At 67.3% G+C, this 21,150-nt stretch carries 15 protein-coding genes and 1 pseudogene; 9 read left to right on the forward strand and 7 right to left on the reverse strand.

Annotated features, from left to right (window positions below):
• Positions 1-61: 61 nt before the first annotated feature.
• Entirely contained in the window at positions 62-1,276 is a 1,215-nt protein-coding gene (locus tag C380_RS06850) for a D-amino acid dehydrogenase (RefSeq protein ID WP_043565225.1), read from the reverse strand.
• Positions 1,277-1,634: 358 nt separating this feature from the next.
• Between C380_RS06850 and C380_RS06855 the strand changes: the two genes are divergently transcribed.
• The 3 genes from C380_RS06855 to C380_RS06865 all read left to right on the forward strand — a co-directional run bounded on the left by C380_RS06855 (position 1,635) and on the right by C380_RS06865 (position 4,454).
• Complete coding sequence (locus C380_RS06855; RefSeq protein WP_015013133.1) at positions 1,635-2,525, forward strand: amino acid ABC transporter substrate-binding protein; 891 nt, start codon at positions 1,635-1,637, stop codon at positions 2,523-2,525.
• A gap of 11 nt (positions 2,526-2,536) precedes the next feature.
• The gene (locus tag C380_RS06860) at positions 2,537-3,349 is read left to right on the forward strand and encodes an aspartate/glutamate racemase family protein (protein WP_015013134.1); all 813 of its coding nucleotides are present in this window, start codon (positions 2,537-2,539) and stop codon (positions 3,347-3,349) included.
• 115 nt (positions 3,350-3,464) lie between these two features.
• Positions 3,465-4,454: an amino acid ABC transporter substrate-binding protein gene (locus tag C380_RS06865; protein ID WP_015013135.1), complete on the forward strand. Its 990-nt coding sequence runs from the start codon at positions 3,465-3,467 to the stop codon at positions 4,452-4,454.
• A gap of 24 nt (positions 4,455-4,478) precedes the next feature.
• Here C380_RS06865 and C380_RS06870 read toward each other — a convergent pair whose 3' ends face one another.
• Positions 4,479-5,369, reverse strand: a complete 891-nt coding sequence (locus C380_RS06870; protein WP_015013136.1) for an NAD-dependent epimerase/dehydratase family protein — start codon at positions 5,367-5,369, stop codon at positions 4,479-4,481.
• Positions 5,370-5,464: 95 nt separating this feature from the next.
• Positions 5,465-7,855 carry a GGDEF domain-containing protein gene (locus C380_RS06875; RefSeq protein WP_015013137.1) on the reverse strand — a complete coding sequence of 797 codons (2,391 nt, stop codon included), beginning with the start codon at positions 7,853-7,855 and terminating at the stop codon, positions 5,465-5,467.
• Between the two features lie 259 nt (positions 7,856-8,114).
• On the opposite strand from C380_RS06875, the gene C380_RS06880 reads away from it, so the two are divergent.
• The 3 genes from C380_RS06880 to arsA all read left to right on the forward strand — a co-directional run bounded on the left by C380_RS06880 (position 8,115) and on the right by arsA (position 11,876).
• A complete protein-coding gene (locus tag C380_RS06880; RefSeq protein ID WP_015013138.1) occupies positions 8,115-9,011 on the forward strand; it encodes a dienelactone hydrolase family protein in 897 nt (298 codons plus the stop codon).
• 126 nt (positions 9,012-9,137) lie between these two features.
• A complete protein-coding gene (locus tag C380_RS06885; protein WP_015013139.1) occupies positions 9,138-9,980 on the forward strand; it encodes a ZIP family metal transporter in 843 nt (280 codons plus the stop codon).
• A gap of 63 nt (positions 9,981-10,043) precedes the next feature.
• Positions 10,044-11,876: an arsenical pump-driving ATPase gene (gene arsA / locus C380_RS06890; RefSeq protein WP_015013140.1), complete on the forward strand. Its 1,833-nt coding sequence runs from the start codon at positions 10,044-10,046 to the stop codon at positions 11,874-11,876.
• Positions 11,877-11,977: 101 nt separating this feature from the next.
• Here the strand turns inward: arsA and C380_RS06895 are convergent, their stop codons facing one another.
• Both C380_RS06895 and C380_RS06900 read right to left on the reverse strand, forming a co-directional pair.
• Complete coding sequence (locus C380_RS06895; protein ID WP_015013141.1) at positions 11,978-12,727, reverse strand: LytTR family DNA-binding domain-containing protein; 750 nt, start codon at positions 12,725-12,727, stop codon at positions 11,978-11,980.
• On the reverse strand, positions 12,708-13,964 hold the full coding sequence (locus C380_RS06900; RefSeq protein WP_015013142.1) for a sensor histidine kinase: 1,257 nt from the start codon (positions 13,962-13,964) through the stop codon (positions 12,708-12,710). The genes C380_RS06895 and C380_RS06900 overlap by 20 nt, the downstream gene beginning before the upstream one ends.
• 52 nt (positions 13,965-14,016) lie before the next feature.
• Between C380_RS06900 and argH the strand changes: the two genes are divergently transcribed.
• The 3 genes and pseudogenes from argH (at position 14,017) to C380_RS06915 (ending at position 18,176) form a co-directional block, all read left to right on the forward strand.
• The gene (argH, locus tag C380_RS06905; RefSeq protein ID WP_015013143.1) at positions 14,017-15,486 is read left to right on the forward strand and encodes an argininosuccinate lyase; all 1,470 of its coding nucleotides are present in this window, start codon (positions 14,017-14,019) and stop codon (positions 15,484-15,486) included.
• A 41-nt stretch (positions 15,487-15,527) separates the two neighbouring features.
• Positions 15,528-16,518, forward strand: a pseudogene (locus C380_RS06910) (Bug family tripartite tricarboxylate transporter substrate binding protein).
• Between the two features lie 200 nt (positions 16,519-16,718).
• Positions 16,719-18,176: a diguanylate cyclase domain-containing protein gene (locus tag C380_RS06915; protein ID WP_015013145.1), complete on the forward strand. Its 1,458-nt coding sequence runs from the start codon at positions 16,719-16,721 to the stop codon at positions 18,174-18,176.
• Between the two features lie 125 nt (positions 18,177-18,301).
• On the opposite strand, the gene C380_RS06920 is transcribed toward C380_RS06915, so the two are convergent.
• Entirely contained in the window at positions 18,302-18,910 is a 609-nt protein-coding gene (locus tag C380_RS06920) for a hypothetical protein (RefSeq protein WP_015013146.1), read from the reverse strand.
• Positions 18,911-18,954: 44 nt separating this feature from the next.
• Positions 18,955-21,072: a catalase gene (locus C380_RS06925; protein ID WP_015013147.1), complete on the reverse strand. Its 2,118-nt coding sequence runs from the start codon at positions 21,070-21,072 to the stop codon at positions 18,955-18,957.
• Between the last annotated feature and the right edge of the window lie 78 nt (positions 21,073-21,150).

A 21,150-nucleotide genomic window follows, 5' to 3' on the forward strand; every position in this document is an offset into this window, starting at 1 on the left:
GAGGCGGGCGGCACCTTAGGTTGCAATAGAGCGCTGGAGCGCGGTTGTGAGTGCGATGGGATTAGGCGGGTGCCAGCAGCTCGGCCACCTGTGCGGCCGTGCCAAACGCCAGTGTGAACCCCAAAGACCCATGGCCTGTGTTCAGCAAAAGGTTGTCGGGCGCGTCCGCCCACCGGCCCACCACCGGCAGCCCGGTGGGCGTGGCGGGGCGCATGCCGGTCCAGGCATGCAGCTCCCCGCCTTGATGGCAGTGGGGGAGGACGGCGCGTGTGGCGTCGCGCAGGCTCTGGATGCGCGCGGCAGGTATGCGGGCATCGTGCCCTACCAGTTCGGCCATGCCCGCCACCCGCAGGCGATGGCCGATGCGCGCAAACACTACCTTGCGTGCAGCGTCGGTCACATTGACCCGCGGCGCTGCCGATGGTGCGGGGCTGGTGACGAGTGTGATGCTGTAGCCCTTGAGGGGGTACACGGGCAGGCGTAACCCCATTGTCTGCGCCACCTGGTGGCTGCGGCTGCCCAGGGCCAGCACAAACTGCTGCGCCTCGATCGCACCTGCACTGGTCCGCACCGCAGCAATGCGCGAGCCCCTGCGCACAAAGCCCTGAACTGTGGCACCCAGTACAAAGCGCACGCCCCGTGCGGCCAGCACGGCCTGCAAGCCTTGGCAGACCATAAGGCAGTCGGCCGCGCATTCGCTGGGGGTGTAGATGGCTCCGGCAATGCGCGGCTGGTAGTGCTGCAGTGCGGGCTCGATCTCTGTGCAGCGCTGGGCAGACACGGCCTGTTGTTCGCAGCCCCACTGGCGCTGCAGGTCCATCTGGCGTTGCGCAGCGGCCAGGCCGGTGGCGGTGTCGTACAGCACCAGCTTGCCGGTGCGGGAGAAGTCGCAGTGCAGAGCTTCTGCCCGCAGCATGACCTCGAAGTGGTGGCGGCTCAGGGCGGCCAGGGCCAGCAGCTGCGCGGTGCTGCGTTCAGAGGTGGGTCGGTTGCAGGCGCGCAGAAACTCCAGCCCCCAGCGCCACTGGTGGGTGTCCCACTGCAGGCGCAGCTTGAGCGGTGAGCTGGGCGAGAGCAGCAACCGGGGCAGCTGCCGCCAGATGCTGGCGTCTGCCAGTGGCTGCACATAGCTGTAGCTCAGCTGCGCGCCATTGCCACCGCTGGCGCCCGTGCCCGGCTGCGCCTGGTCGATGACGGTGACCTGCAGGCCGCGCTGTTGAAGTTCATACGCCGTGGCCAGGCCGACGATGCCTGCGCCCAATACACATACCTGCATCGGAGAGAGTGAAACGGTTGGAGGAGGTGCCAACGAATGTAGGGGGCGATGCACCTGCTGAACAATGCCAAAGCAGTGCCTTGCCATGCCGGGAAGTTATGCGCATGTCGGCGCCTGACGCGTCCAGCCAAGCATGTGGAGGTGGAGTGGGGGCTGCCGACGCCATGGTTCAAAAAGAGGGCGAGGCGGTCCACGATGGTGCATAGATGTGCACCGAAACAGAGCCATAACTTTTCATCATGGTGGACCCGTGCAAATGAATTGTTCAAGACCGCCGCAAATTTTTACAGTGCCCCTGCGTCCTGTTTTCTTGTCTGTCCGACTGTCTGTTCACCTGATTTTTTGCAAAGGGATTCCCATGAAGCTCTCCGCTGTCACCGCTGCTGTCCTCGTGGTCGCCGGTGTGCTGGCCAGTACCGTGGCCAGTGCCGACACCCTCAAGAAGATTGCCGACACCGGCAAGATCACACTGGCCTACCGCGAGTCGTCCGTGCCCTTCAGCTATCTGGCGGGCCCGGGCAACCCGGTGGGCATGTCGGTGGACATCTCCAACGCTGTCGTCGATGCGGTGAAGAAGCGCCTGAATAACCCCGCCATCAAGGTGGAGCTGCAGGCCGTGACTTCGCAAAACCGCATTCCGCTGCTGACCAACGGCACCGTGGACCTGGAGTGTGGATCGACCACCAACAACACGGCGCGTGGCAAGGATGTGCAATTTGCCATCAACTATTTCTACACCGGCACCCGGCTGCTGACCAAGAAGGCCTCGGGCGTCAAGAACTACGCCGACCTTGCCAAGAAAAAGGTGGCCAGCACCTCGGGCACCACCAACGCGCAGGTGATCCGCAAGTACAACCGCGACAACAACCTGGACATGGACATCGTGCTGGGCAAGGACCACGAGGACTCCCTGCTGCTGGTGGACACCGGCCGTGCAGAGGCCTTCGCCATGGACGACATCCTGCTGTTTGGATTGATGGGCAACACGCGCAACCCGGCCGACTGGGTGGTGGTGGGCGACTCGCTGCAGGTCGAACCCTATGCCTGCATGCTGCGCAAGGACGACCCGCAATTCCAGGCGCTGGTCAACGGCGTGATCGGCGGGATGATGAAGTCGGGCGAGTTCGACAAGCTCTACACCAAGTGGTTCATGTCGCCCGTGCCCCCGCGCGGCCAGAACCTCAACCTGCCCATTAGCAAGGAGCTGCGCGACAACCTGGTGGCCCAGAGCGACAAGCCTGCGCTGTGATGAGCGTGAGCATGTTGCCGTCCCCCCCGCACCCCCAGGCCCCGCAGGTGGTGGGCATTTTGGGCGGCATGGGGCCTGCTGCAGGTGCTGACTTTGTGCGTCTGTTCGTGCAGGCCTGCACCGACCGCATGGCGGCGCTGAGCATCCCCGTGCACGATCAGGCTTACCCTGAGCACTGGCTGGCCCAGGTGCCGATCCCCGACCGCACTGCCGCTCTGCACGACACGCGGCCCGGTGCCCACCAGCCTGCGGACCCCATGCTGCAGGCCACGGGTCGCCTGGCGGCGCTGGGCGCGCGCGTGGTGGCCATTGCCTGCAACACGGCCCATGCCTGGCATGGTTTGCTGCAGCAGCGCTTCCCGCAGTTGGTGGTGCTGCATGGGGTGCAGGAAGTGGCGGCCGACCTGGCGCTGCGCAAGGTGCACGGCGTGGGCCTGCTCGCCACACAAGGCGCGTACGAGGCGGGCTTGTACCAGCGCGAACTGGAGCACCGCGACATCGACTGCTTTGTGCCCGAACCGCGCGAACGTGATCAGCTGATGCAGGGCATCTATGACGGCGTGAAGGCCGGCAACTACGCACTGGCCCGCCAGCGGTTTGAGGCGGTGTCGCTGGTGTTGCAACAGCGCTATGGGATCTCCACGCTCATCATGGGTTGCACCGAGATTCCGCTGGCACTGTCGGAGCATTCCCGGCTGGAGGGGCTGACGCTGGTCAACCCGTCTCTGGTGCTGGCGGCCGCCTTGGCGCGGCATGCGTACGGGTCCATGGGCGCGGGAGTGCCCCCCACCGCTGCGTCCTCCACCCCACGGGCGTTGGTGTAGCGGCTTCGCGCCGTTGCGCTGCAGACCGGTAGCGCCGCCGCGCCTGCCGGGCCTGATGCAAAGGGCAAAGGCCACTTCGACGGCGGCAGTCATCCAGATTGATGAGAGGTAAGCCATGAGCTTTGGAGCAACCCTACCGAGACGGGGACTGGTGTGTGCCCTGATCGCCTGTGCCATGGGGCCCATGGCGGGCGCCATGGCGCAGAGCAGTGGTGCGGCAGCTAACCCATCGTTACTGCCCAAGGCAGGCGCGTCTGCCACCGTCGCTGCGCTCTCTGCCCTGCCGCCGGGCAGGACGCTACAGCGCATCCAGGCCTCCGGGGTGGTGGTCATCGGCCACCGCGAGTCCTCTTTGCCCATGTCTTACGTGGCCAATGGGGTGCCCATGGGCTACAGCGTGGATGTGTGCCTGCAGATTGCGCAGGCCATCGGGCGCCATCTGCAGCGGCGGGATTTGCGGGTGGACTACCGGCAGGTCACGTCGGGCAACCGCTTTGAGGCCATCGAGCGCGGCGAGGTGGACCTGGAGTGCGGCTCCACCACCAACACGGCCTCGCGCAGGCAGCGGGTGGCTTTCACCATAGCGCACTTCATTGCGTCGTCGCGCATCGTGGTGCAGAGCCAGCGCCCCTACGAGCGCATTGAAGACCTGGACGGCAAGACCGTGGCCTCGACGGTGGGCACAACCAACATCGAGTCGCTGGCGCGCGAGGCCGCCAACAAATCGGTGCGCTTGCGCATCGAGCCCGCCCGGGACCATGCCGAGGGCTTTGGCTGGGTGGTGGATGGCAAGGTGGACGGCTTCGCGATGGACGATGTGCTGCTCTACGGCCTGCGTGCCAGCCATGCGCGTCCACAAGACCTGAAGGTGATTGGCAAGCCCATGACCATCGAGCCCTATGCGGTGGCGTTTGACCGCAGCGACCCGGCGCTCAAGGCCGTGGTCGACGCCGAGCTGCGGCGGCTCATCCAGACGCGGGAGCTGCACCGCCTGTACGACAAGTGGTTCACCCAGCCCATTCCACCCCACGGCATCAACCTGGGCATGCGCATGTCGCACCTGCTGGTGGATTCGCTGCGGTATCCGTCGGACTACGTGCCCTAGTGACAAGGGCCCAGGCTGTGCGCGTCAGCGCCAGGCGGTCGCCACCAGCTGGCTGTAGTGCACCGCCTTGCGGCCCAGCAGCTGTTCGAACACCGCAGGGTTGCCCACGTTGTCGCTGCCCAGCATGGTGAGGGTTTCGGTGCACCAGGGCACGCTGGGCACGGCATCGCCCAGGCGAGCACTCAACTGGGTGAGCGGGTCGGGCAGGCGCAGCACATGCGCCTTGCCATGACCCAGTTGCTGGCGCAGGCTCGCAATGAAGTCACCCATGGTCAGGGCCTCGGGGCCAGCGCACTCGACGATGCCCTGCGTGGCGATGGCAGGGCCCAGCAGGGCAACGATGGCGGCGGCCAGGTCGTGCACCGACACGGGCTGCACCCGCGCCGTGAGCATGGGGCCGGGGAACAGTGCCACCGGCAGGCGCGCCAGGTTCATGAACAGCGCGCTGCTGTCACCGCCTTTGCCAAACACCACACTGGGGCGCAGGATGGCGGGGTGCAATGCCCCTTGTTTGGCCAGCGCCAGCAGGTGCGTGTCTGCCGCGCGTTTGGTGGTGGCGTAGCGGGTGGCGCTGCCTTCAATGCCCAGTGCCGAGATATGCACCACGCGCCGCACGCCCGCCTGGGCGCAGGCGTCAAACAGCGCGACGGGCGTGTGCTGGTGCACGGCATCAATCGGGCGCGCACGGCTGTCGCGCAGTACCCCCACGGCGTTGACCACGGCATCGATGCCCGCCAGGCGCGGCAGCCAGGCCTGGGCCGAGGTGTCCCGCGCAAAGTCCATGGGCACCTGCAAGGCGCCGGGTGACCGGTGGCGGGGCGATATGCCGCCGTGCACCTGGTGTCCTGCCCGGGTGAGTGCGGCAGCCACGGTGCGGCCCACAAAACCCGTGGAGCCGGTGAGCAAAATGTTCATCAGCGTTGTCCTGCGAAGAAGGTGAAGCGTGCAAAAAAACCGAAGGCCCGGCGCGGACCTGCTCAGGCCGTCGCTACCCCCCGCAGGCAACACGGTCACTGCGGAGGCGTGAAGACCTCGAAGCGGTTGCGCCCCCCGTACTTGGCGCGGTACAGGGCTGCGTCGGCCGCGTGCACGAGTGTGTCAGAACTGGTGCCGGGGCGTGGCACCAGGCTGGCAATGCCCATGCTCGCCGTGATGTAGGGCGCCGTGGGAGAGCGGGGGTGGGCCAGGGCCGCCTCGCGCAGGCTGGCCATGCAGCGCTCTGCCACCGTCACGGCCTCTGGCAGGGGCACATCGGGCAGCAGCAGCACGAACTCCTCGCCGCCGTAGCGCGCGGCCACCTCGTCGGCCCGGCGGATGGTGCCCTGCAGTAGCTGCGCCACGCGGCGCAGGCATTCGTCACCGGCCAGATGGCCGTAGTGGTCGTTGTAGAGCTTGAAGTGGTCGATGTCGATCAGGATCACGGCCAGCGGCAACTGGTGCCGTCCGCAGCGCATCCATTCGGTGGCCAGCCGCTCGTCAAAGCGCCGGCGGTTGCCAATGCCCGTCACGCCGTCGGTGGTGGACAGCAGGGCCAGCTTGGCGTTGGCGGCGGCCAGTTCCTGTTCCTTGCGCACCAGTTGCGTGACGTCGGTGCGCACACCGGCGATGCCGCCCTGGGGGGTACGCCGTTCGTCGGCCTGCAGCCAGCGGCCCTCGGGCAGGCGCTGCAGCACGGCATGGTTGGCCGCACGGTGGTCGGCCATGCGCTGGGCGAGCCAGGCTTCTTCGTTGCCAACGGCGTCGGGGTACTGGCCGCGCTCCGCGCCGTAGCGCGCGATCTGCTCAAACGTGCTGCCGGGCACGATCATGGGGGCCGAGATGGGGTACAGGCGCCGGTATTGGGCGTTGCACACCACCAGCTTGTCTTCTGCATCGAACAGGGCAAAGCCTTCGGGCAGTGACTCCACGGCGTCCTGCAGCAGCTGGCGCGCCTGCTGCGCGGCCTGTTGGGCGGCCTCCAGGGCCTGGCGTTGCTCGATGAGGTTGGTGATGTCCAGCCGCACGGCCACGACATAGTTCTCGGGCGTGCGGGTTTCGTAGATGTTGATCCAGCGGCCGTCGCTCAGGCGCTGCACCAGGGTGGACGTGCTGCTGCCATGCTCCGACAGGCGCTCTGCGATCCAGGCCTCTTCGCGTCCCTTGGCCGAAGGGATCAGCCCGCGCGAGACCGAATAGCGCAGGATGTCCGCAAACCCCTTGCCCAGGTGCTCGGCATAGTCAATGTAGGGGTACATGCGGGACAGCTGCTGGTTGTAGAGCACCAGCCGGTCCTGCTCGTCGAAGATCTCGATGCCCACGGGCAGGGCCTCCACCGCGCGCTCCAGCAGCTGGCGCATGCGTTGGCTTTCCTGGCGGGCGGCCTCGACCTTCTGGCGCTGCTCGATCAGGTCGCTGATGTCCAGGCGCACGCACACCGTCATGCCGGACGGGGTGCGGCATTCGTGCATGTGCATCCACGTGCCGTTGGGGTAGTGGCGCACCTCGGGGCCGGGCCGATGGCCCCGGATGGCCAGCTCATGCGCAAGCCAGAGCTCTTCCTGGTCTTTGGCCTCCTCGGGGATGCCGTAGCGCAGGCCCTCGCGCAGCAGTTCCTCATACGTCTTGCCCAGGGACTCCGCCACGGGCAGGTGCGGACGCAGGCGGGCCATCTGGTCATTGCACAGCACCAGCCGGTCTTGTTCGTCATAGATGTCCAGCCCGGCGGGCATGGCATTGACGGCTTCGCGCAGGCTGCGTTCGGCACGTTCGGCGTCATGCAGGGCCTGCTTGAGTGCGCGCTCCTTGTGCACCGCGTCCGTGATGTCGGCGCGCAGCACCACCATGCCGCCCCCCTCTTGCAGGCGCTCGGTGATGAGCATCCAGCGGTCGCCCTCGACCTCCTGCACCTCGGGCTGGCCGGGGGCGCGGTGGCGGGCCATGCGGTCGGCCAGCCAGGCGTTGGTGTCCTGCCGTGCGGCGACGATATGGCCGGATTCGGCAGCGCGGCGCAGCACATCTTCAAAGCGGGTGCCGTACTCGACGGCCATCATGGTGCCGGGGCTGACTTCCCGGTACCGGGGATTGCACAGCACCAAGCGGTCGTCGGCGTCGTAGATGGCCAGGCCATCAGGCAGGATGTCGAGCGTGGCGCAGAGCTGGTTGGTGGCCCGCTGCGCGGCGTCCTGGGCGGCGCTGGCGGTGGCATGCAGGGCCACCAGTCGCAGGCTGAGCCACCAGCACAGCACCGCGCTGGCCACCAGCCCCAGCCCGGCGCCCACGCTGGCCAGGCGCATGGCGGGGTCCATGCTCTGGCGGGCCAGGGCCCAGGTCAGCAGCCCCAGGCCCCCGGCGCCACAAATCCCGGCCACCAGCCGGACCAGCAGCTGTCCGCGCAGGGGGAGGGGGGTGGGGTGAGGGGGCATGCGCTGGGGTCGTTGCGATGGACTGCGGAAAGTGGTCGGGCGGGTGGGGGTGAGAAAAAATCGACAACAAAGGGGCGGGCGAGCAGACGTTTGAGTGGCGGCAGTCCGTGGACGCAGGCCCCTGACGACGGTGCTCGCAGAAAGTCTAGCAGCGCTCCCCGTTTTCCGGTATCCGAAAATGCGGAGGCGGTGCAAACCCCATAGACTCCGAGGCTGGCACTTTTCACCCCTCGCCCATCCCTTCTTTTGGAGAAACCCGATGTTCAATGACGACCTCCATGCCGACGCCCAGGCGCTGTTGCCCGGCCGCACCACCGAAGCGGGCGCCACGCGCCGCACTGCGCTGCAGGCGGCGCTGGGCCTGGGTTATGCGGCCGCAGCCGCACCCATCATGGCGCAGACGGCCATTGCCACGCCGGCAGACGGCCTGACGGTGGGGGAGGTGAGCTTCACGGTCAACGGTTTCAAGGTACCCGCCTACCGCGCGGCGCCCGCAGGCAAGACCGGCCTGCCCGTGGTGCTGGTGATCCAGGAGATTTTTGGTGTGCACGAGTACATCGCCGACACCTGTCGCCGTTTTGCCAAGGCGGGTTACCTGGCCATTGCGCCCCAGCTGTACGCGCGCCAGGGCGACGCCTCGGCCTACACCGATATCGCCAAGCTGATGGCCGAAGTGGTGTCCAAGGTGCCCGATGCCCAGGTGATGGCCGACCTGGATGGCGCCGTGGCCTGGGCCACCGCCAACGGGGGCGATGGCGCCCGCGTGGGGATCACCGGCTTTTGCTGGGGCGGCCGCATCACCTGGCTGTATGCCGCCCATGGCCCCGTCAAGGCTGGCGTGGCGTGGTACGGGCGGCTGGTGGGCCAGGCCAGCGAACTCACCCCCAAGCACCCCGTGGACCTGGCGCCTATTCTCAAGGCGCCGGTGCTTGGCCTGTATGGTGAAAAAGACACCGGCATCCCCCTTGACACGGTTGATAAGATGAAAGCGGCCTTGTCCAGCGGCTCGCCGCAGGCCAAGGCGTCGGAATTTGTGGTGTACCCCGATGCACCGCATGCCTTCCATGCCGACTACCGCGCCAGCTACCGCAAGGAAGCGGCCGAAGACGGCTGGAAGCGTGCGCTGGCCTGGTTCAAGACGCACGGTGTGGTTTGATGCACAAACCCCCGGCCCAGCAGGCCACCCACAGCCGCCCCACACCCGGGGCGGCTTTTTTCATCTTGCATCGGGCGTGCAGAGCTTAAACAGGTTTTAAGGCTTACAGATAAAGCGCAACAAGCTATGACTTTGGTAGCAATCATTCTGGCCACCCTGGCCGCTGGTATCGGCAGCGTGTGGCTGGCCGCCTTGCTCATGCGGCTGGGCCTGGGTGGGCGGGGCGACAGCGTGGGCCCGCAGCACCTGCTGAGCCTGGCGGCGGGTGCCCTGCTGGCCACGGCCTTCATGCACCTGCTGCCCGAGGCGTTCGAGAGCCAGGCCGGCGCCCACGACCTGTTTGCCACCCTGCTGGTGGGGGTGGTGTTCTTCTTCCTGCTCGACAAGGCCGAGCTGTGGCACCACGGGCACGAGCACAGCCACGCGGAGACCGCCGCACACAGCCACGCCCCACACGACCACGGCCGCGCGCATGACCACAGCCATGGCCATGCCCACCACCATCACCACGGCCCCCGTTCGGGCGGCTGGGCGGTGCTGACGGGCGACAGCGTGCATTGTTTTGGCGACGGCATCCTGATCGCGTCCGCCTTCATGGCTGACATCCGCCTGGGCGTGATCGCCGCTGTGTCGGTGCTGGCGCACGAGGTGCCGCACCACATGGGCGATCTGGTGGTGCTGCGCCAGACCAGTCCCAACCGCCGCATGGCGCTGGTGAAGGTGTCGCTGGCAGGCGCCGTGACGGCGCTGGGCGGCGTGGTGGGCTACTTTCTGGTGGGCCAGTTGCAGGACTTCCTGCCGTACTTCCTGGCCGTGGCGTCGAGCAGCTTTGTGTACGTGGCGCTGGCCGATTTGATCCCCCAGCTGCAAAAGCGCCTCACGGCCAGGGAGACCATTGCGCAGATTGCCTGGCTGATCGTGGGCATGGTGATCGTGACGCTGGTGAGCGGGGCGGCGCACGCGCATTGATGCGCTGGGGGGCGCCTTGACTTTGCTCAAGGCGGAACCGGGCGGTTATGCCATGCTGGACGCATGACCGCTCCAAACGCCAGCACCGTCTCCCTGGGCCTGCTCGCCCAGCCCACGCGTTTTCTGTTCTTCACCGGCAAGGGCGGGGTGGGAAAAACCTCGCTGTCCACCGCCACGGCCATTGCCCTGGCGGATGCCGGGCGGAAGGTACTGCTGGTCAGCACCGACGCAGCCTCTAATCTGGATGAAATGCTGGGCGTGCCGCTGTCCAACCAGCCCGTGGCCGTGCCCGGCGTGCCGGGGCTGCACATGCTCAATATCGACCCCGACACGGCGGCCGAAGCCTACCGCCAGCGCGTGCTGGCGCAGCTGGAGGCCACGGCCACCAGCGAAGAGCGCGCCACCGTGAGGGAGCAGCTCTCGGGTGCCTGCACCACCGAGATTGCGGCGTTCGACGAATTTGCGGCCTTGCTGGCCAGCGAAGGCGATGCGGTGGGCCACCGGTTCGACCATGTGGTGTTTGACACCGCACCCACCGGCCACACCCTGCGTCTGCTGAGCCTGCCCAAGGCCTGGACCGGATTCTTGGCGGGCAATGACCGGGGCGCCTCGTGCCTGGGCCCGCACTCGGGCCTCAAGATGCAGGAGGCGCGCTTCAACGCAGCCCTGGCCGCGCTGAGCGACCCGGCCCTGACCACCGTGGTGCTGGTCACCCGCCCCGACCCCCGCCCCATGCAGGAGGCCGCACGCACGGCAGTGGAGCTGCGCGCCCTGGGCTTGGCCCACCAGCGCCTGGCCATCAACGGTGTGTTCCGTGCCAGCCAGCCGGGGCAGGACGCGGTGGCCGATGCCATCGAGGCCCTGGGTCGTCAGGCCCTGGACCAGATGCCCGATGCGCTGGCGCAACTGCCGCGCGACGAGGTGCCGCTGCGCGCCTTTGACACGGTGGGCCTGCCTGCGCTGCGGGCATTGCTGAGCGGCGGCGACGTGCCTTCCAGTGCGCTCAGCGCCACAGCCGCAACGCCCTTGCAGGCCGAACCGCTCGCAGCCCTGGCCGACGCGCTGGCCGCCAAAGGCCACGGCCTGATCATGGTGATGGGCAAGGGCGGCGTGGGCAAAACCACCATTGCTGCCGCACTGGCCGTGGGGCTGGTGCAGCGTGGGCACAGCGTGCACCTCACCACTACCGACCCGGCCGCCCATGTGCAAAGTCAGCTCGATGGCAGCCTGCCGGGGCTGAAGGTGGGGCGCATCGACCCCCATGCTGAAACCCAGGCCTACATCGACAAGATCATGGCCACGCGCGGCAAGGCGCTGGACGACGCGGGCCGCGCCCTGCTGCTGGAAGACCTGCAGTCGCCCTGTACCGAAGAGGTGGCCGTGTTCCATGCCTTCAGCCGCGTGGTCAACGAAGCGCGCAGCGCCTTTGTGGTGCTGGACACGGCTCCCACCGGCCACAGCCTGCTGCTGATGGACGCCACCGGCGCCTACCACCGGCAGATGACGCAGCAGTACGAAGGCAACGTCAACGCCAAACACATCATCACGCCGCTGATGCGCCTGCAGGACGCGGACATGACCCATGTGGTCATCGTCACGCTGCCCGAGGTCACGCCCGTGAGCCAGGCCGCTGCGCTGCAGGACGACCTGCGCCGCGCCCGCATCGAGCCCTGGGCCTGGGTCATCAACAAAAGCGTGGCGGCCACGGGTACAAGCGACCCGCTGCTACAGGCCCGACTGGTGGGCGAGCAGCAGCAGACGGCACGCATTGCCAGCGGCCTGGCGCAGCGTACCTACGTGCTGCCCTGGCTGGCGACCCCGCCGGTGGGGGTGGATGCGTTGGGGCGGCTGGTGGCGGCGCCTTCTGCAGCAGCAGAAGATTTGCTATCGCATTGATAGCTGCTCAGGCATATGGAACTAGCGCTAGCGGCCAAAATGGCTCGAAAAATATCTGTAGGGATGTTCCAAGGCCCTCAAAGGCCTGCGCAGCCCTCCTGCTAGCGCGCCAGCTCCTCGCGCACGGCCGCCACCTGCCGCCGCGACACCGCCAGCAGTTCGGTCGAGCCTTGCAGCCGCACGGCCCAGCCTTCGCCCTCTTCAGGGTCGTAGTGCTTTTCCAGCGCGCGCACGGCGCGGCGCGCCACCAGGGCATTGCGGTGGATGCGCAGAAAGCGCGGCGCGAACTTGGTTTCCAGCTCGCTCAGCGATCCGTCCATGATGTAGCTGCGGGTGGTGGTGCGCACGGTCACGTACTTCTGCTCGGCCTTGAAGTACAGCACCTCGGCCAGGGGCAGGCGTTCGGTGCGGCCCCGGTCCTGGATCAGCAAGGTTTCGCCCTCGGGCAGGCTGGGCACGGCGCTGGGCCCTGCCGGGCGACTGGTTCGTTGCACCTTCGCCAGGGCCTGCTGCAGCCGCTCGCGGCGCACGGGTTTGGTGAGGTAGTCCACGGCGTCCAGCTCGAACGCGCTCACCGCGTGGTCCGCATGGGCCGTCACGAACACCACAGCCGGCGGCTGGGGCAGGGCCTGCAGCGCATGCGCCAGCGCCAGGCCGTCCTGCCCCGGCATGTGGATGTCCAGCAGCACCAGGTCATACGCACGCCCCCCGGTGGGGCCCAGCAGCGCCATGGTCTCGGCGGCGTTGGAGGCCTCTGCCACCGTGCAGCGCTGGATATCCGAGCAGTCGGACAGCAGGGTGCGCAAGCGGCTGCGCGCCAGGGCTTCGTCGTCAACGATCAGGATGTTCATGGGGTTTGGAGGGGGTAGGTTCGGTGGGCGCGACCACGCCACGGCGGGAGCTGCCGCGTGGGTCGCCACGCCCGCGTGGGGCCTTGCGCTGGCGGGAGGTGGGCTGGGACGTGGGGTCGGCAGCGGGCAGGGTGATGCGTACCTGGTACAGCCCGTCCTGCACACCGGCGGTGAACTCGCCCTGCACGTCGTGCAGCAAGGCCAGCCGCGCGCGCACGTTGGCCAGTGCGATGCCGTGCCCCCGTGTGCTGGGCTCGTCGTGCCTGCCGGGTTTGCCCTCCTTGGGGGGCAGGGTGTTGGTGATGCGCACCACCACGCGGTTGCCGCGCAGCTCGGTCAGCACGCGCAGCTTGCCGCCCCGGGCGCTGGGCTCCACGCCGTGCTTGACGGCGTTTTCCACCAGCGGTTGCAGCAGCAGCGGGGGCAGGCGCGCGCTGTCGGTGCGCGGGTCCAGGTTCCACTGCACTTGCAGGCGGTTGCCAAAACGCACCTGCTCAATGCCCAGGTAACGCCGCGCCAGGGTGATCTCCTCGGCCAGCGTGGTGGATTCGCCCTGCTCGATGAGGGCCACGCGGAACAGGTCCGACAGATCTTCAAGCAGCGACTCAGCCTTGGCCGGCTCCTCACGCACCAGCGCAATGGCGCTGTTGAGCGTGTTGAACAAAAAATGCGGGCGGATGCGCGACTGCAGCTCCGTCAGGCGCGCCGTGGTGGCGGCCGGGGTGCGGCCCCGGGCACGCAGCACCAGCGCGGCCACCAGCATGGCTGCCAGCAATGCGCCGGTGGCAGCGCTAGCCAGCCAGGGCGGCGATGCCGACAGGCCCACCAGCGCCAGCATGGCGCAGGCATAGGCACCCGCCACGGCGCCCAGCAGCACCCCGGCGGCATATTGCTGCGCGGTGGACAGCCGCTGCAGCACCGTCTTGAGGCTGCACGCCGTGACCAGCCACACCAGCGTGGCCGGCAGCGCGCCGCCGGTCAGCAGCGCCAGGCTGGCCAGCCATGCGGACGGGCTGCTGGCGCCGTACATGGCGCCCACGCCCACCACCACCTCCACAAACAGCACGGCCCGCAGCACCACACCGACCTGGCAGGCATCGAACACCAGGGCCCGCCCGCGTGGCGGCTGCCCGCCCGGGCCGGCGCCTGCAGCCGCCCGCACGCTGCGCACGGGCCTGTGTGGCAGGGCGGAATCCGGCGGCGGGGGCTGGGTCGATAAAATTTGGGTGTTTTGCATTGCGGCATCCGGGCAGTCCGGGTGTCTGAACCATCGGATTATTGCCCTCCTTATGTCCAAAGCCCAAGCCACCAGCGCCGACTCTGCGCCGTCCCACAACCAGCTCGACACCAAGGCACAGGCCTGGTCGGCGCTGTTTTCCGAGCCCATGAGCGACCTGGTCAAGCGCTACACCTCCAGCGTGTTCTTCGACAAGCGCCTGTGGCAGGCCGACATTGCAGGCAGCCTGGCGCACGCCGAAATGCTGGCCGCGCAAGGCATCATCAGCCCCGAAGACCACGCCTCCATCCAGCGTGGCATGGCGCAGATCAAAGAGGAGATCGAGTCCGGCGCCTTTGAGTGGAAGCTGGACCTGGAAGACGTGCACCTGAACATTGAAGCCCGCCTGACCCAGCTGGTGGGCGACGCGGGCAAGCGCCTGCACACCGGCCGTAGCCGCAACGACCAGGTGGCCACCGACGTGCGCCTGTGGCTGCGCGGCGAGATTGATTTGATCGGCGACCTGCTGAAAGAGCTGCAGGTATCGCTGGTGGACGTGGCTGAGCAGAACGTGGAGGTGATCCTGCCCGGCTTCACCCACCTGCAAGTGGCCCAGCCCGTGAGCTTTGGCCACCACATGCTGGCCTACGTGGAAATGTTCAAGCGCGACGCCGAGCGCATGGCCGATGTGCGCCGCCGCACCAACGTGCTGCCCTTGGGCAGCGCAGCATTGGCTGGCACCACTTACCCGCTGGACCGCGAGCGTGTGGCCAAAACCCTCGGGATGGACGGCGTGTGCCAGAACAGCCTGGACGCCGTGAGCGACCGCGACTTCGCCATCGAATTCACCGCCGCCGCCAGCCTGTGCATGGTGCACGTGAGCCGCTTGAGTGAAGAACTCATCATCTGGATGAGCCAGAACTTCGGCTTCATCAAGATCGCTGACCGCTTCACCACGGGCAGCTCGATCATGCCGCAGAAGAAGAACCCCGACGTGCCCGAACTCGCGCGCGGCAAGACCGGCCGCGTGGTCGGCCACCTGATGGGCCTGATCACCCTGATGAAGGGCCAACCCCTGGCCTACAACAAGGACAACCAGGAAGACAAGGAGCCGCTGTTCGACACCGTGGACACGCTCAAAGACACGCTGCGCATCTTTGCCGAGATGGTCGGCGGCCAGCTCAACCCTGCCACGGGCAAGAAGGAGGGCGGCATCACCGTCAACGCCCAGGCCATGGAGCAGGCCGCGCTCAAGGGCTACGCCACCGCCACCGACCTGGCCGACTACCTGGTCAAAAAGGGCCTGCCCTTCCGCGACGCGCACGAAACCGTGGCCCACGCCGTCAAGGCGGCGACCTCGCACGCATGTGACCTGTCAGAGCTGCCCCTGAACGTGCTGCAGGGCTTCCACCCCGCCATCGAGAAGGATGTGTACGAGTGCCTGAGCCTGCGCGGCTCGCTCAACGCCCGCAACACGCTGGGCGGCACCGCCCCCGCGCAAGTGCGTGCCCAGCTGGCCCGCCACCGCGCCCGCCTGGCTTGATCTTTGCACTGCCGCTTGACCTTCTACCCTGGAGCTTTTTCATGACAACTTCTCGCCGCAGCCTGCTGTCCCGCCTTGTACGCACCAGTGCTTTTGTGGGGGCCGCACTGGCCATGGGCCTGGCGTCTGCCCAGCAGGCCAAGCCCATCCGCCTGCTCGTGGGTTTTCCGCCCGGCGGTGGCACGGACGCCATTGCGCGCACCTTGTCCGAGAAGCTCAAGGACGAGCTGGGCCAGCCCGTGGTGGTGGAAAACCGCCCCGGCGCGGGCGGCCAGATTGCCGCGCAGACCCTCAAGGCCTCGGCGCCCGATGGCACCACGCTGTTCCTCACGCACGACCACACCATCTCCATCCTGCCCCAGGTGGTGAAGAACCCCGGCTACGAACCCGCGCGCGACTTTGTGGCGGTGGGCGGTTTTGCCACGTTTGTGAACGCGTTTGCGGTGTCAGGCGGCACGCCGGCCAAGTCGTTCACCGAGTACGTGGGCTGGGTCAAGGCCTCTGGCGGCGGCAAGGGGGCTGTGGGCATTCCGGCCCCGGCGTCCACGCCGGAGTTCCTGGTCAAGCTGATCGGACAAAAGTACCAGCTGGACCTGGTGGTCCGCACCCTACCGGGGCAGCGCCCCCATGATGGCCGACATGCTGGGCAACCAGATCAGCGCGGGCGTGGCCTCGGTGCAGGACTTCATGGAAAACCACAAGGCCGGCAAGGTGCGCGTGGTGGGCGTGCTGGGCACCAAGCGCCAGGCCTCCATGCCCGACGTGCCCACGTTCGACGAGATGGGTCTCAAAGGCTTTGAAGACCTGCCGTACTACGGCATCTACGCCCCCGCCGGCACGCCGCAAAAGTTCATCACCGACTTCTCGAACGCGCTGGCCAAGGTGGTGGCCCAGCCCGACGTGCGTGAACACCTGACTGCCATGGGCCTCACGGTGGGCTACATGTCGCCCCAGCAGCTGGCCACGCGCGAAAAGGCCTACACCGAAGCCTGGACGCGCATCATCAAGACCAGCGGGTTTGTGGCGCAGTAAGGGCCGTCAAACGGGCGGCGGGTCATACACCTGACCCCGCCCGGATTCGCAGCGCGGGCGGTGCGTCCCCTGAGGGGCCGACGTGAGGCCTTTGGCCCGATCGCCCTGGATGTTATCCGCGCGTTCAGCGTCTGCGCATTCGGTGCTGGCTGGCCTGCGCAGACCATGGCACCATCCGGCACCCACCCCGGACCTCATTCATGCCCACCAGCCGCCTTCCTTCGAACTGGATCCATCACCGGTACCTGCCCCTTGCGGTGGGCGTGTGCAGCAGCACACTGGCCGCCTTGCTGGCCTGGGTGGTCATCGACATCTCGCACACCAAGGCACGTGCCGAGATTGCTGCGCAGGCGCAAAGCCACCTGCTGCAGATCCGCGACCGTCTGGACCGGCAATTGCAGAGCACGTTGTCGGTGCCCGAAACGGTGTCCGCCTTCATTGCCGCACAAGGCAGCATGTCGCCCGACATCTTTGCCACCGTGGTGGGCCGCCTGCTGGAGCACCAGCGCAATATCCGCAACCTGGCCCTGGCGCCCGACAACGTCATCAGCGATGTGTACCCGCGCGTTGGCAATGAGCGGGCGATTGGCCTGCGGTACCTGGACAACCCGCAGCAGCGTGGCGCGGTGGAGCGCGCCATCCAGACCCGCCGCACGGTCGTTGCGGGCCCCATTCCGCTGGTGCAAGGGGGGCTGGGCATCATCAGCCGCACGCCGGTGTTTCTGGCGCATCCGCCGGGGCGCGCACCGGTGGGCGGGCCCCGTTACTGGGGTATCGTGTCGCTCACCGTCAATGCCGACACCCTGTTCGCCGATGTGGGCCTGAACTCTGATCAGATGGGCTTTCAGGTGGCGGCACGTGGCCTGGACGCCATGGGCGCGCAGGGCGCGGTGTTCATCGGCCGATCCCAGTTGTTCGACGAGGAGCCCGCCACGCTCGATGTGCCTTTGCCGGGTGGCGGCAGCTGGATTCTGGGCGCCGTGCCCACCGGTGGCTGGGGGGCTGCAGGCCGCGCACCCGTGCTGGTGGTGATGCTGGCCTATGCGTTTGCGCTGGTGCTGGGGCTGTTGAGCGCGCGGCTGGTGCGCGCCCACCAGCAGGTATTGGCCCTGGCCAGCCATGACCGCCTGACAGGCTTGCCCAACCGGCGCCTGTTTGAAGACCGCTTGTCGCAGGCGGTGCTGACGGCCTACCGCGACCACCGTGCTGGCGCCTTGCTGCTGGTGGATCTGGATGGCTTCAAGGCCGTGAACGACAGTCTGGGGCACGGCAGTGGCGACCAGGTGCTGGTGCGTGTGGGGCAGCGTCTGGCCGGACTGGCGCGTGCCAACGACACCGCCGCCCGCCTGGGTGGCGACGAATTTGCCCTGGTGCTGAACGCCGTGGCGTCCCCCGAGGCCGCCATGGAAATGGCCCAGAAGGTATTGGCAGCGCTGGTGGCACCCATCGGGCTGGACAGTGGCCAACACGTGCTGACCGGTGCGAGCATCGGGGTGGCCTTGTTCCAGGGCCCTGCGGTGGAGTCCATGCCGGCGCTCATGGACCGGGCGGACCGGGCGCTGTACACCAGCAAGCGCAGCGGCAAAGGGCTGGCCACATTGGCCGAAGCCCCCGGCGCTGCAGAGTTGCCGCAGGAGACCTCGCCGCCGTTGGCCTGAGAAGCATGTTTTGCATGAAAATCAAGCAAAAATAGCTGCAGGCGCTAGTACATAAAGCGCTTGCAGCTATATTTTTAGGAGCGTTTGCTGCCTCGGGCCTGTCATCGTGCAGCCCCGCAACCCGGTCACAGCATGGCCGTGCGCTGCTGCTCGGCGCGCGATGCGCCGATGGCGGTCTCCACGTTCTTGACCTCTTCGGGCGGGGGCAGCACGGCGGGCATGCCCAGGGCCTGAATGGCCAGTTCGCGGCACCAGCCCTTGGTGTGGTACAGGTGGTGGTCCTCGTCTTTTTCCACCGCCTTGTGGGCCACCTTGAGGGTGTGGCCCACATCGCCCGTGGCCACCTTGGCCACCTGGCCCAGCAGCTCCCAGTTGGCGTGGTCCTTGGTTTCGGCATGCACCACGCATTCGCAGGCCACCAGCTGTGCGGCCTCTGGCGTGCCCGACTTTTTGGCCAGCTGCATCGCCTGGACCAGGGAGGTGCCAATGTGCTTGACCACAGCCCGTGTGGGCGACTGCGCATCGGGGTCCAGGCCCAGCGCATCGCAGATGCCGCGCACCACGTTCTGGTGCGCCAGCGTTTCTTCCAGGTAGCCTTCCCATTCCTTCTTCAGGTCGGGGTTGATGGCGCAGGTGATGGCGGTGCGGTACACCTGTTCGCCGCCGAGTTCGGTCTCCATCATCTGCAGGACGAGGTCGTCGAGTTGATGGCTGTCGTAGTGGCTTTTGGGCATGGTGACTCCTTGGGGGGTGGGTGAACAAAAAGGGGGCGATGCGGTCAGGCCAGGGTGCGGACCTGGGGCTCGCGGTCCCACTGGCGGGTTTGGGCGGCGGCGATGAAGCCCTGCACATCGGCCGGGTCCACCACGCCCGCATCGGGCTCGATGCCACCGGCCTGCAGGATCGCCCGCGTGCCCTTGCAGGCGGCAATGGCCTTGAGGTGGCCGAACGCGTCGCGGAACCAGTCCACGGCCGCCGCCTCCTTGGCCAGCTGTGCGCCCATGTCGGGCGACAGGATGGAGGCCACGGCGTCAAACACCGCCGACGGGGTGCCCGCCAGCTGGCCGTCGGCGGGCAGCAGCGTGCCGTCTTTCAGTACCGCGCCACCCACCTTGGGCGCGACGATCTTCACGGTAGCGCCCACCTTCTCCAGCGCCTTGCGCAGGTTGGACACCGAGGTGCCGTTGGAGCCATCGGCCACCAGAATGCCGATGCAGCGGCCCTGCAGCGTGGGCTTCATGCGGTCGATGATGCGCAGCGCGGGCGACAGGGGCAGTTCCTGCACCGGCTCGGTGGTGGCGGGGGCGGGCGGCAGGGTTTGCAGACCCAGGCCGTCGGCCACGCGCTGGGCCAGGTCAGCATCCACATGCAGCAGATGACCGACCACGGCTTCGCGTACATGGGGAGTGCCCACCTTGGACAGCTCGAACACCAGCGCTGACGCCATGTGCGCCTGCTCCAGCGGGCTCTGGCTGCGGTAGAACATGCGCGCCTGGCTGTAGTGGTCGGCAAAGCTCTCGGGGCGTACGCGGCCCTTCACCCCGTCGTCGGCCTGGGTCACATGGCGAAAGCCTTGCGCCAGCGAGGCCCGGGGCGTGTCGCCCTGCAGGCTGCTGGGCTCGTAGTTGACGCGGCCCTTGGGCACCTGCATCTGCATGTGGCCGTCGCGCTGCATGTTGTGGAACGGGCACTTGGGCGCGTTGATGGGGATCTGCGCAAAGTTGGGCCCGCCCAGGCGGGACAGCTGGGTGTCCAGGTACGAGAACAGGCGGCCCTGCAGCAGCGGGTCGTTGCTGAAGTCAATGCCCGGGGGCACATTCGCGGGGCAGAACGCCACCTGCTCGGTCTCGGCAAAAAAGTTGTCGGGCCAGCGGTTGAGCACCATGCGGCCGACGGGCTGCAGCTGTACCAGTTCTTCGGGGATGAGCTTGGTCGGGTCCAGGTGGTCAAAGGGGAAGCGCTGGGCGTCCTCCTCGGTGAACAGCTGCACCGACAGCTCCCACTCGGGGAAGTCGCCCGCCTCGATGGACTCGAACAGGTCGCGCCGATGGAAGTCGTTGTCGGCCGACTGCAGCTTGACCGCCTCGTCCCACACGGTGGACTGGATGCCCAGCTTGGGCCGCCAGTGGAACTTCACAAACGTGCTCTCGCCCGCCGCGTTGAGCAGCCGGAAGCTGTGCACGCCAAAGCCTTCCATCATGCGCAGGCTGCGCGGGATGGTGCGGTCGCTCATGGCCCACATGATCATGTGCATGCTTTCGGGCATCAGCGAGACAAAGTCCCAGAAGGTGTCGTGCGCGCTGGCGGCCTGCGGAAAGCCCCGGTCGGGCTCCATCTTCACGGCGTGTACCAGGTCCGGGAATTTCATTGCGTCCTGAATGAAGAACACGGGGATGTTGTTGCCCACCAGGTCCCAGTTGCCTTCGGGCGTGTAGAACTTGACGGCAAAGCCGCGCACATCGCGCGGTGTGTCCACCGAGCCCGCGCCACCGGCCACGGTGGAAAAGCGGGTGAACACAGGGGTCTGCACCCCTAGCTCGGTCAGCACCTTGGCGGTGGTGTACTTTTTGAGCGAGTGCGTGAGTTCAAAGAAGCCATGGGCCGCTGTGCCCCGTGCATGCACGATGCGCTCGGGAATGCGTTCATGGTCAAAGTGGGTGATCTTCTCGCGCAGGATGAAGTCTTCCAGCAGCGCCGGGCCGCGCGGCCCCGCGCGCAGCGAGTTCTGGTTGTCGGCGACCGGAATGCCCTGCTGTGTGGTCAATACCGGGTGCTTGCCGCGAGCCTGTTGCTGCAGTTCGCCCGCATTGCCGCGAAAGTTGTCGGACTGGGTGGAAGAGGGCAGGGCAGGCGGCGATTTGTGGGCCGCGCTGCGCGAGGTAGGGGGTCGTGCCATGGGCGCTCCTGAGGGTGCGTGGGGTAAAACGAAGCCGTTATCTTTGGGCGCTGAGCAGGGGCAGCGGGTAGGACATGG

Source organism: Acidovorax sp. KKS102 (assembly GCF_000302535.1).
Classification (GTDB): Bacteria; Pseudomonadota; Gammaproteobacteria; order Burkholderiales; family Burkholderiaceae_C; genus Acidovorax.

Excerpts from the sequence above, each read along its gene's own strand:
- C380_RS06850 (WP_043565225.1), bottom strand. The coding sequence starts at position 1,276 with ATGCAGGTATGTGTATTGGGCGCAGGCATCGTCGGCCTGGCCACGGCG.
- C380_RS06855 (WP_015013133.1), top strand. The coding sequence starts at position 1,635 with ATGAAGCTCTCCGCTGTCACCGCTGCTGTCCTCGTGGTCGCCGGTGTG.
- C380_RS06860 (WP_015013134.1), top strand. The coding sequence starts at position 2,537 with ATGTTGCCGTCCCCCCCGCACCCCCAGGCCCCGCAGGTGGTGGGCATT.
- C380_RS06865 (WP_015013135.1), top strand. The coding sequence starts at position 3,465 with ATGAGCTTTGGAGCAACCCTACCGAGACGGGGACTGGTGTGTGCCCTG.
- C380_RS06870 (WP_015013136.1), bottom strand. The coding sequence starts at position 5,369 with ATGAACATTTTGCTCACCGGCTCCACGGGTTTTGTGGGCCGCACCGTG.
- C380_RS06875 (WP_015013137.1), bottom strand. The coding sequence starts at position 7,855 with ATGCCCCCTCACCCCACCCCCCTCCCCCTGCGCGGACAGCTGCTGGTC.
- C380_RS06880 (WP_015013138.1), top strand. The coding sequence starts at position 8,115 with ATGTTCAATGACGACCTCCATGCCGACGCCCAGGCGCTGTTGCCCGGC.
- C380_RS06885 (WP_015013139.1), top strand. The coding sequence starts at position 9,138 with ATGACTTTGGTAGCAATCATTCTGGCCACCCTGGCCGCTGGTATCGGC.
- arsA (WP_015013140.1), top strand. The coding sequence starts at position 10,044 with ATGACCGCTCCAAACGCCAGCACCGTCTCCCTGGGCCTGCTCGCCCAG.
- C380_RS06895 (WP_015013141.1), bottom strand. The coding sequence starts at position 12,727 with ATGAACATCCTGATCGTTGACGACGAAGCCCTGGCGCGCAGCCGCTTG.
- C380_RS06900 (WP_015013142.1), bottom strand. The coding sequence starts at position 13,964 with ATGCAAAACACCCAAATTTTATCGACCCAGCCCCCGCCGCCGGATTCC.
- argH (WP_015013143.1), top strand. The coding sequence starts at position 14,017 with ATGTCCAAAGCCCAAGCCACCAGCGCCGACTCTGCGCCGTCCCACAAC.
- C380_RS06915 (WP_015013145.1), top strand. The coding sequence starts at position 16,719 with ATGCCCACCAGCCGCCTTCCTTCGAACTGGATCCATCACCGGTACCTG.
- C380_RS06920 (WP_015013146.1), bottom strand. The coding sequence starts at position 18,910 with ATGCCCAAAAGCCACTACGACAGCCATCAACTCGACGACCTCGTCCTG.
- C380_RS06925 (WP_015013147.1), bottom strand. The coding sequence starts at position 21,072 with ATGGCACGACCCCCTACCTCGCGCAGCGCGGCCCACAAATCGCCGCCT.